Consider the following 9155-nt stretch of genomic DNA (forward strand, 5'->3'; position numbering starts at 1 on the left):
GGCTCATCCCGAAGCTAGCACCGGGAAAACCCCTCCGGAATGATTTCCGCGTCAGGTCGGGGGGTGAATCCACCGGTTAGGGGGCCGCTAGGGGTTTGACTCGGGGCTGGGTCTCCTACCTGCGCTGATAGCGTCGTGGCGAGTCTTTTCGCCCTTTGCCTTCGACGGTGGTTGAGAGGTGTTCCGGAGCATGGTCCGAGAAGTGTTCGCGCGCGCGCAGGAATCAGTCGGGACGCTGCACGAATTCCTGCTCGCGGGAGCCCGGCTGACCCCCGAGGCGCCCGCGGTCGTCGAGTGCGCCAACGGCGAGGTCGGCACGATCTCCTACCGGCAGCTGGAGCGCCGGGTCACCGCGCTCGCCGCGCAGCTCGACGAGCTGGGGCTGGACGTCGGCGACCGGGTCATCCTGGAGTCCGACACCACGCCTTGGTCCATCACCGCCCTCCTGGCGTGCTCGACCCTCGGCCTGACCTACATCCCGGTCAGCCCGGAAACCCCCGCGCAACGCCTGCGCGCCATCGTCGACACCGTCGAGCCCGCCCTGCACCTCCAGTCCGACACCGGCCGCCGCGAGGGCCTCCCCGAGACGGTCGGGCTCGCCCGGTTCGGCCCGGACGGGCTCACCGTCGACCGCGCGCCGCTGCCCCGGATCCGGCACCGCAGGGAGATCACCCCCGCCGACCCGGCGTACATGATCTTCACCTCGGGCACCACCGGCCGCCCCAAGGGCGTCGTGATGAGCCACCGCGCGATCCTGGCCTTCTTCCGGGGGATGCTCGCCCACGGCATCGTCTCCGCCGAGGACCGGGTCGCCACCACCCCGCCGCTCCAGTTCGACTTCTCCCTGCTGGACATCGGCCTCGCGCTCGGCAGCGGCGCGTCCGTCGTCCCCGTGCCGCGCGACCTGCTGCGCTGGCCGCGCCGGTTCCTGCAGTTCCTGCACGACTCGCGCGCCACCCAGGTGGACGGCGTCCCGTCGATCTGGCGCCCCGTCCTCAAGCACGAGACCGAGCTGCTCGGCGAGCTGGGCCGCGGCATCAGGGGCATCCTCTACTCCGGCGAGAAGTTCCCGCTCCCCGAGCTGCGGACCCTGCGCGAGGTGCTGCCGGGCCTGCGGATCGTCAACTGCTTCGGCAGCTCCGAGTCCGTCGCCGCCTCCTTCACCGACGTCCCCGACCCGCTCGGCCCGGACGTGGAGGAGCTGTCCATCGGGCACGCCCACCCCGGCGCCGAGATGACCCTCATCGACGACGAGGACGGCAGCGCGGTCTTCGAGGTCGGCGCGGTCGGCCACATCCACCTGCGCAGCGGCGCCCTGTTCACCGCCTACTGGGACGACCCCGAGGCCACCGCCCGCGCCCTGGTGCCCGACCCGCTCAACCCGCGCTCCGGCCAGGTCGTGTTCCGCACCGGCGACCTCGGCCGCCTCGGCGAGGACGGCGAGCTGTACTTCGTCGGGCGCGCCGACTCGCAGGTCAAGATCCGGGGCAACCGGGTGGAGCTGGGCGAGATCGAGCGCCGCGCCACCGACTTCCCCGGCGTCGCGGCGGCCACCGCCGTGCTGCTGCCCCTCGCCGAGCGGGAACCGGTGCTGGTGCTGTACGTGACCCTGTCGGCGGGCGTCGCGGAGCTGGAGGAGCTGGAGCTCAAGGCGTTCTGCATGGAGGCGCTGCCGGACTACATGGTGCCGCAGAAGGTCCAGGTGCTCGACGAGCTGCCCACCACCGCCAACGGCAAGGTCGACCGGGCCGCGCTGCTCGCCAAGGGCGGCAAGCGCTGACCACGAGCAACGGCGAAGGCCCCGACTCCGCTGGGAGTCGGGGCCTTCGCCGTGGTGGAGCTGGTGCGTTTCGTCAGCTCGCGGCCATCCGGGCCAGCTCGCCCCGGTCCACCTTGCGGTTGGAGTTGAGCGGGAACTCGGCCACGTGCCGGTAGTCGCGCGGCACCATGCCCTTGGGCAGCACGTCCCGCAGCTCCCGCGACAGCAGCCGCGCGGGCGTGGGCGACCCGGTGTAGTACACCACCAGCTCCAGCCCGTCCCCGGCCTGCCGGGTCACCGCGACCGCGTCCAGCACCCCGTCGCACCCGCACAGCGCGTGCTCCACCTCGGCCAGCTCCACCCGCCACCCGGCCAGCTGCACCTGCGAGTCCAGCCTGCCCAGGTACACCAGCGTGCCGTCCGGGTGCCTGCGCACCCGGTCGCCGGTGCGGTACCAGCGGCGCCCGTCGTGCTCCAGGAACCGGCCCGCGTCGTCGGACGGGTCGAGGTAGCCCGCGGTGAGCTGCGCGCCGGTCACGCACAGCTCGCCCTCCACGCCGTCCGGCTCGCCGTCCTCGCCCAGCAGCAGCCAGTCGTGGCCCGCGTGCACCTCGCCGATCGGGGTGAGCCCGTTCAGGCACAGGGAGGGCGAGTCCGGGCCCCAGCGGTAGCCGGTGATGGTGATGGTCAGCTCGGTGGGGCCGTAGATGTTCTCCAGCCCCGACCCGGACGCCGCCGCCAACCAGTCCTGCGCGTCGGCCTGGCGCAGCGCCTCACCCGCGAACAGGCTCCACCGCAGCCCCGGCATCGACCCCGCGCCCAGCCCGCCGAGGCGGCGCACCAGCGTGATCGCCGACGGGGTGGAGAACCACACCGTCAGGCCCCGCTCGGCCACGAACGCGGGCAGGTCCCGGTAGGCCGCGCCGGGGATCGGGTGCAGCTGCGCGCCCGCGCCCCAGGCGCAGAACAGGTCGAACACCGCGCAGTCGAAGTTCAGGTCGAACGACTGGGAGAACCGGTCGGCCGAGGTGAAGTCGAACCGCTCCTCGATCACGGTGAAGTAGTGGTCGGCGCTCGCGTGCGTGGTCGGCACGCCCTTCGGGCGGCCGGTCGAGCCCGAGGTGAACAGCACGTAGGCGGTCGACTCCGGGCGCACGTCGACCGGCGCGTCCAGCGGGTCGGCGTCGGGCAGGAACTTGTGGTCGCCCACGTGCGCGGCCAGCGGCGCGTACGCCGGGATCGCCGACTCGGGGCCCAGGGCCTCCAGCGCGGTCAGCCCGGCCTCGTCCACCAGCAGCGCGGACACCCCGGCCGCGTCGAGCATCCTGCGGGTGCGGGAGGCCGGGAACTCCGGGTGCAGCGGCACGGCGGTCGCCCCGGAGTAGAGCACCGCGAGCAGGCCCGCGTACGACTCCAGGGTCTTGTCCGCCAGCACGCCCACCACCGGCGGGCTGCCCGCCGCCCACAGCGCCCCGGCCCAGGACAGGGCCAGCTCGTGCAGCTCCCGGTAGGCGACCTCCCGCCCGTCCGGCAGCCGCAGCGCCACCCCGTCCGGGTTGGCGGCCAGCCCGCGCAGGAAGCGCGCGTGCAGCACGGGGTCGGTCTCGCGCAGGGCCATGTGTCCTCCCAAATCCTCTGGCGCGATCGGAACCGCGCGGTCACGGCAGCCCGGTCAGGCCAGCCCGGTCACAGCAGCCAGGTCACAGCAGCCCGGTCACAGCAGCCGGCTCACACCAGCGCGGGCCGCTTGTACGGCCGCGTGGCCAGTCGTGGCGTCGCCGCCAGCACCTCGAAGTTGTCCCTGGTGCACGCGACCCGCCCGAACAGCGAGTCCTGCCCCGCCACGCACAGCCGCTCCACGCCGCGCTCGCGCAGCGCCTCGACCACCGACGGCCACCGCACCGTCCGCACCACGCCGTCGAGCAGCACCGCCCGCACGCCCTCGGCGGTGGTGCGCACCGACCCGTCCTGGTCGGCCACCACCGGCACCGCCGGGTCGCGGAAGGTGACCTGCGACAGCAGCTCCCGCTCGATCCGGTCCCGCAGCCCGCCGAACAGGCTCACGTGCAGCGGCGGGTCCATCTCGTACAGCGGCAGCCCGCCCGCCGCGCGCAGCCGGTCGGAGAACCAGCCCACCCGGTCGCGCTTGAGCGAGACCATCGCGAAGTCCACGTCCACCCGGCACGACAGCTCGTGCCAGTCGTCCAGCTCCGCCAGCGCCGCGTCCAGCACGTCCTGCGGGGTGCGGGCGAACGACAGCGTCACCACGTCGCCGTGCTCGGCGGCGAAGTACTCGGTCTCCACCCGCACCAGCTCGGCCGTCAGCCAGATGCCCTCCTCGGCGCTGAGCGCCCCGGAGTGCACCGCCGCCGCCTTGCCGCCGAAGCTCGCCCCGGTCACCAGCTCCGGCGCGAACCCGTGCTCGTGCTCGGCCCACCGGGCCAGCGCCAGGCAGTTCACCAGGAACCCCACCTGCGCCGCCGCCGAGTAGTCCGAGCCGCTCTCGCGCAGCGCGGCGAACAGGTCGACGCCCAGCACCTCGTCCGCCACGCCCACCAGCTCGCGCGCGAACCGGTTGACCAGCATGAACTTCGCGACGTCGGCGAACTGCACCGGCCCCATGCCGGGGAACGCGATCGCGGTCGGCACGCTCATCCCAGACTCCCTCATCCCGGACCGGCTCAGCCCGCGCTCAGCTTGGTGAACGCCTGCTCGATCGCGGCCAGCGACTCGGCCACGTGCGGCACGGCCGTCGGGTCCGCCGCGGCCATCGCCGCGTGCTGCTCCTCGCGGGTGCCGCCGTACAGCACGCTCGTCGCCGCCCGGAACCGCAGCGCCCGCGCGTCGTCGCCGAAGTGCACGCCCGCCAGCACCGCCACCCCGGACTCGGTGAGCAGGTGCGCCTGCAGCGTCTCCCCGTCCACGACCCCGCGCCGGGCCAGCGGCTCGCGCAGCGGCTCGAAGTCCGGGTACACGTAGAACCCGCCCGTGGGCCGCCGGGTCAGCGCGCCCGCGTCCTCGGCGATCCGCCACACCGCCCGCGCCACCGCGCCGTGCAGCCGCGCGTCCGCGTCGCGCCGCGCCACCAGCTCGGCGGGCTCGTCGAACGCGTACTCGGCGACCGCCTGCATCGGGCCCGCCAGCGTCGACCACACCTCGCTGGCCACCGACGCCACGTCCGCGCGCATCCGCCGCCCGGCCTCGTCGGCGGGGAAGCGGGCCGCGCCGATCCGCCAGCCGCCCAGCGCCAGGCTCTTGCTCAGCCCGGTGATGACGACGGTGCGCGAGGGCGACACCTCGGCGGGGCTGAGGTACTCGAAGTCCGGGTCGTGGATGACGTCCCGGTAGATCTCGTCGGACACCAGCAGGAGGTCCTCCTCCTCGGCGACGGCGCAGATCCGCCGCACCAGGTCCGCCGGGGCGGTGGTGCCGGTCGGGTTGTCCGGCGAGGTCAGGATGACGATGCGCGGGTCGCCGCCCTCGGCGCGGGCCCGCCGCACCCGCTCGCGCAGCGCGTCCGGGTCCGGCACGCCACCGCACTCGGCGGGCACCGGCACCCCGAACACCCGCTTGCCCGCCAGCACCGCCTGCGGCGCGTACGTCACCCAGCACGGCTGCGCCAGCAGCACGTCGCCGGGCACGACCAGCTGGAGCGCCAGCAGCAGCGCCTTGCTGCCGGGGGCGACGACCACCTGGTCGGGCTCGGTCGGCAGCGACCGCCGGGCGCAGTAGCCCGCGAACGCCCGCAGCACGCCGGGCGCGCCGGGCACCGGACCGTAGGAGTTGCGGTCCGCGCCCTCGGCGAGCCGCTCCACCAGTCCGGGGAACACGGGCAGGCGCGATTCGCCGAACCCCAGGTGCACGATCGGCTCACCGGCGGCCTGGCGCAGCGAGACCAGGTGGTCCAGCGCCAGGTTGGGCGAGATCTTCCGGACGGCCACACCGAGCCCTTTCGTCGTGGGGGAGTGGGGAACGCGGGGGGAGTGCGGGCGCCGGGGTGCGGCGCCCGGCCGAGCGCGGAGAAGGGGGCGCTCAGCCGAGCGCCGCGGTCTGCGGCGCGGCCTTCGGGACCGCGCTGGTCACGGCGGCCAGCAGGTCGGCGGGCGTCGACGGGTCGATCTCCAGCTCGTTCAGCCACGACGCGGTCTCCGAGAACCGGGCCCGGAACGGGCGGCCCACCAGCTCGGGGACGCGCGCCTGCACCATCCGCAACCGGAAGTGCTTGCCGTCCGGCGCGTCCTCGATCCCGTCGACCAGCACCTTGCCGGGCGTGGCGGACATGCTCGGGCCGCGCACCGTGCGCGCCAGGCCCGGCAGCGTCCGGTAGGCGCCCTGGAAGATGTCGACCGCGCGGGCCAGCGGCACCTTGAAGTACTCGCGGGGACCGGTGTCGCGCTCGACGAACATGTAGTAGGGCACCAGGCCCGCCGACAGCTCGCCGCGCCACATGTCGGCCCACACCCGCGAGTCGTCGTTGACGTGCTTGATCAGCGGCGCCTGGCAGTACACCACCGCGCCGGTCGCCCTGATCCGGGCGAGCGCCGCGCGGGCCTGGTCGGTCTCCAGCTCGCGCGGGTGGCTGAAGTGCGCCATGACCGCCAGCGAGCGGCCCGAGGCCACCACGCGCTCGAACAGGCGCAGCACCTCGTCCGCGTCCGGGTCGGTGGTGAAGCGGTGCGGCCAGTAGGCCACCGACTTCGTGCCGATCCGGATCGTGCGCACCGTGTCGACCGCCAGCAGCGGCTCCAGGTGCGTGCGCAACCGCTCGGTGCTCATGATCATCGGGTCGCCGCCGGTGACCAGCACGTCGGTCACCGCCGGGTGCTGGCGCAGGTAGCGCACCAGCAGCTCCGGGCCGGGCGCGGCGAACCGCAGGTCCGCGTCGCCGACGAACTGCGCCCAGCGGAAGCAGTAGGTGCAGTAGGCGTGGCAGGTCTGGCCCTGCTGCGGGAAGTACAGCGCCGTCTCCCGGTACTTGTGCTGCACGCCGGGCAGCACCTCCCCGTCGAGCACCGGGACGTTGAGCTCCTTCTGCCCGGCCGGGTGCGGGTTCAGCCCGCCGCGCACCCGCTCGACCGCCAGCCGCAGCCCGCGCTTGTCCTTGGCGCGCAGCAGGTCGGTCAGCTCGCGCTCGTCGTCCTCGGCCAGCATCCCGCGCTGCGGGAACACCAGCTGGAAGATCGGGTCCTCCGGCACGCGGGCCCAGTCGATCAGGTGCGAGAGCACGTACTCGTTGACCCGGAACGGCAGCACCTGCGAGATGACCCGCACCGCCTCCATCAGGTCCGCGCGCGGCGCGTACCTGGCCGCGACCTCGTCGACGTGGTGGGGCCCCAACGACCGGAAGCGGGGCGCCTCCGGGAGAACGGCGAGCGGCAGGGACATGCGCGAGCACCTTCCGTTTCGGTCTTCCCGGTTTTTCGCTCGAACGGCCGCGGCGCGGAAAGACCGCGGTGCTGGGAAATGGGCGTCCGACCGCGCGCCGATCGGCGCGCGGCGAGTGCGGCGCGAGGCGAGCGCACCGCGCGGAGAACGCACGAGGGGAAGTTCGCGGGTGGTTCCGCTGAGCGACCTTAAGCGCGAAATGCCCCCGCGCAACCCCTAGCGCGGCCCCTGCGCGACCCCTCACCGCCCCGCGCCCGCAGCCGGTGCGCGCCGCCCCGCACCCACGACCTCGGCCGAATTCCCAGGTAAGGGCTTCCGCTGACCGGTGGTCGGGGTCGGGGGTGGGGCGGGGCGGTCGCCGGGCGGCTAGGGGGACCGTAGGGGGACTTCCGGGGTTTAGCGGACTTCCGCGACGTGCTTAGTCTTTCTCAACGACCGGGGGCGGGAATTTCCCAGAGCCATTCACGTGGCAGCCGGGAACGGCTTCCGGGCACAGGCCCAAAGGGACCGGCGCGCGGTGGTCGGGCAGGCTCCCGCGCACCCGGAGGAGAAGACGGATGACAGAAACCCAGCAGGTCCGGACCTACCCGTTCAGCGAGGAACTGGGTATCCACGTCGATCCCATCTACGCCGAGCTGCGCAGCGAGGAGCCCGTCAACCGGGTGCAGATGCCCTACGGCGAGGTCTCCTGGTTGACCCTGGGGTACGAGGACACCAAGACCGTGCTGACCGACCCGCGCTTCAGCCGGGCGGCGGCGCAGGGCCAGGACCAGCCCCGGTTGCGCGAGGAGATGGCGTACGAGGGCATCGTCGGCCTCGACCCGCCGGACCACACCCGCCTGCGCAAGCTCGCGGGCAAGGCGCTGACCGCCCGGCGCGTCAACGCCATGCGCCCCCACGCGGTGCGCATCGCGGAGAAGTGCGCCGACGACATGATCGCCCACGGCTCGCCCGCGGACCTGGTCGAGCACTTCGCGCTGCCCTTCCCGATCGCCGTCATCTGCGACCTCATCGGCGTGCCCTTCGAGGACCGCGGCAAGTTCCGGGTCTGGACCGACGGCCTGACCAACACGGCCAAGCCGGTCATGTCCCAGGCCGAGGAGCTGTTCGCGTACATGGCCACCCTGGTGGCCAAGCGCCGCGAGGAGCCCACCGACGACCTGCTCACCGCCCTGGTGCGCGCCCGCGACGACGAGGACCAGCTCACCGAGCAGGAGCTGCTGTCCATCGCCAGCGTCGGCCTGCTGCTGACCGGCTCCGAGGCGGTCTCCACGCACATCCCGAACTTCCTCTACGCCCTGCTCACCAGCCCCGAGCACTACGAGCAGCTCAAGGCCCGGCCCGAGCTGATCCCGGCCGCCGTCGAGGAGATGCTGCGGTTCATCCCGCTCAACCCGGCCGCGCTGTTCCCCCGCTACGCCACCGAGGACGTCAAGCTCGGCACCGTCGTCGTCCGCGAGGGCGAGCCGATCCTGGCCTCGATCCCCGGCGCCAACCGCGACCCGGAGGTCTTCGCCGAGCCGGAGAAGATGGACTTCACCCGCGAGTCCAACCCGCACGTCGCGTTCGGCCACGGCCCGCACCACTGCCTCGGCGCGCAGCTCGCCCGCATGGAGCTCCAGGTCATGCTGGAGGTCATCACCACCAAGTTCCCGGACCTGCGCCTGGCCGAGGGCGACGAGGGCGTGGAGTGGAAGCGCGGCCTGCTGGTGCGCGGCCCGAAGAAGCTGCGGGTGGCCTGGTGAACCACACCACCGAGGCCACCTCCTGGTCGGTCGCCGTCGACCGCGCGGCCTGCATCGGCACCGGCGTGTGCGTGAGCACCTCGCCGGAGCACCTGGAGATCCGCGACGGCAAGGCCGCCGCCCGCGCGACCGAGACCGGTCCCGCGCAGTACCTGCTCGACGCCGCGGACATGTGCCCCATGGCCGCGATCACCGTCACCGAGACGGCCACGGGCCGGGTCCTCGCACCCGAGGACTAGGCCCGACCACCGCCGTCCCCGGCCGGG

General features: G+C 73.5%; 7 protein-coding genes. 3 read left to right on the forward strand and 4 right to left on the reverse strand.

Annotation, left to right across the window (positions count from 1 at the left end; all coding sequences use genetic code 11):
• Window positions 1-190: 190 nt before the first annotated feature.
• Window positions 191-1780 (forward strand): AMP-binding protein, encoded by a 1590-nt coding sequence (locus CNX65_RS13610; RefSeq protein ID WP_096497767.1) that lies wholly within the window; start codon window positions 191-193, stop codon window positions 1778-1780.
• Between the two features lie 73 nt (window positions 1781-1853).
• Here the strand turns inward: CNX65_RS13610 and CNX65_RS13615 are convergent, their stop codons facing one another.
• The 4 genes from CNX65_RS13615 to CNX65_RS13630 all read right to left on the reverse strand — a co-directional run bounded on the left by CNX65_RS13615 (window position 1854) and on the right by CNX65_RS13630 (window position 7144).
• The gene (locus CNX65_RS13615) at window positions 1854-3377 is read right to left on the reverse strand and encodes an AMP-binding protein (protein ID WP_096493116.1); all 1524 of its coding nucleotides are present in this window, start codon (window positions 3375-3377) and stop codon (window positions 1854-1856) included.
• Window positions 3378-3487: 110 nt separating this feature from the next.
• On the reverse strand, window positions 3488-4414 hold the full coding sequence (locus tag CNX65_RS13620) for an ACP S-malonyltransferase (protein WP_096493118.1): 927 nt from the start codon (window positions 4412-4414) through the stop codon (window positions 3488-3490).
• Between the two features lie 26 nt (window positions 4415-4440).
• Window positions 4441-5700, reverse strand: coding sequence for a pyridoxal phosphate-dependent aminotransferase (locus CNX65_RS13625; RefSeq protein WP_096493120.1), 1260 nt, complete (start codon window positions 5698-5700; stop codon window positions 4441-4443).
• Between the two features lie 91 nt (window positions 5701-5791).
• A complete protein-coding gene (locus CNX65_RS13630) occupies window positions 5792-7144 on the reverse strand; it encodes a KamA family radical SAM protein (RefSeq protein WP_096493122.1) in 1353 nt (450 codons plus the stop codon).
• Window positions 7145-7701: 557 nt separating this feature from the next.
• On the opposite strand from CNX65_RS13630, the gene CNX65_RS13635 reads away from it, so the two are divergent.
• Both CNX65_RS13635 and CNX65_RS13640 read left to right on the forward strand, forming a co-directional pair.
• Window positions 7702-8889, forward strand: a complete 1188-nt coding sequence (locus CNX65_RS13635; RefSeq protein ID WP_096493124.1) for a cytochrome P450 — start codon at window positions 7702-7704, stop codon at window positions 8887-8889.
• Complete coding sequence (locus CNX65_RS13640) at window positions 8886-9128, forward strand: ferredoxin (RefSeq protein ID WP_096493126.1); 243 nt, start codon at window positions 8886-8888, stop codon at window positions 9126-9128. Before CNX65_RS13635 ends, CNX65_RS13640 begins: the two co-directional genes overlap by 4 nt.
• The last annotated feature ends 27 nt before the right edge of the window (window positions 9129-9155 follow it).

Source organism: Actinosynnema pretiosum (assembly GCF_002354875.1).
GTDB classification, from domain to species: Bacteria; Actinomycetota; Actinomycetes; order Mycobacteriales; family Pseudonocardiaceae; genus Actinosynnema; species Actinosynnema auranticum.

What these genes read in the sequence shown, in the direction of transcription:
- CNX65_RS13610 (WP_096497767.1), top strand. Translation starts at nt 191, where the DNA reads ATGGTCCGAGAAGTGTTCGCGCGCGCGCAGGAATCAGTCGGGACGCTG.
- CNX65_RS13615 (WP_096493116.1), bottom strand. Translation starts at nt 3,377, where the DNA reads ATGGCCCTGCGCGAGACCGACCCCGTGCTGCACGCGCGCTTCCTGCGC.
- CNX65_RS13620 (WP_096493118.1), bottom strand. Translation starts at nt 4,414, where the DNA reads ATGAGCGTGCCGACCGCGATCGCGTTCCCCGGCATGGGGCCGGTGCAG.
- CNX65_RS13630 (WP_096493122.1), bottom strand. Translation starts at nt 7,144, where the DNA reads ATGTCCCTGCCGCTCGCCGTTCTCCCGGAGGCGCCCCGCTTCCGGTCG.
- CNX65_RS13635 (WP_096493124.1), top strand. Translation starts at nt 7,702, where the DNA reads ATGACAGAAACCCAGCAGGTCCGGACCTACCCGTTCAGCGAGGAACTG.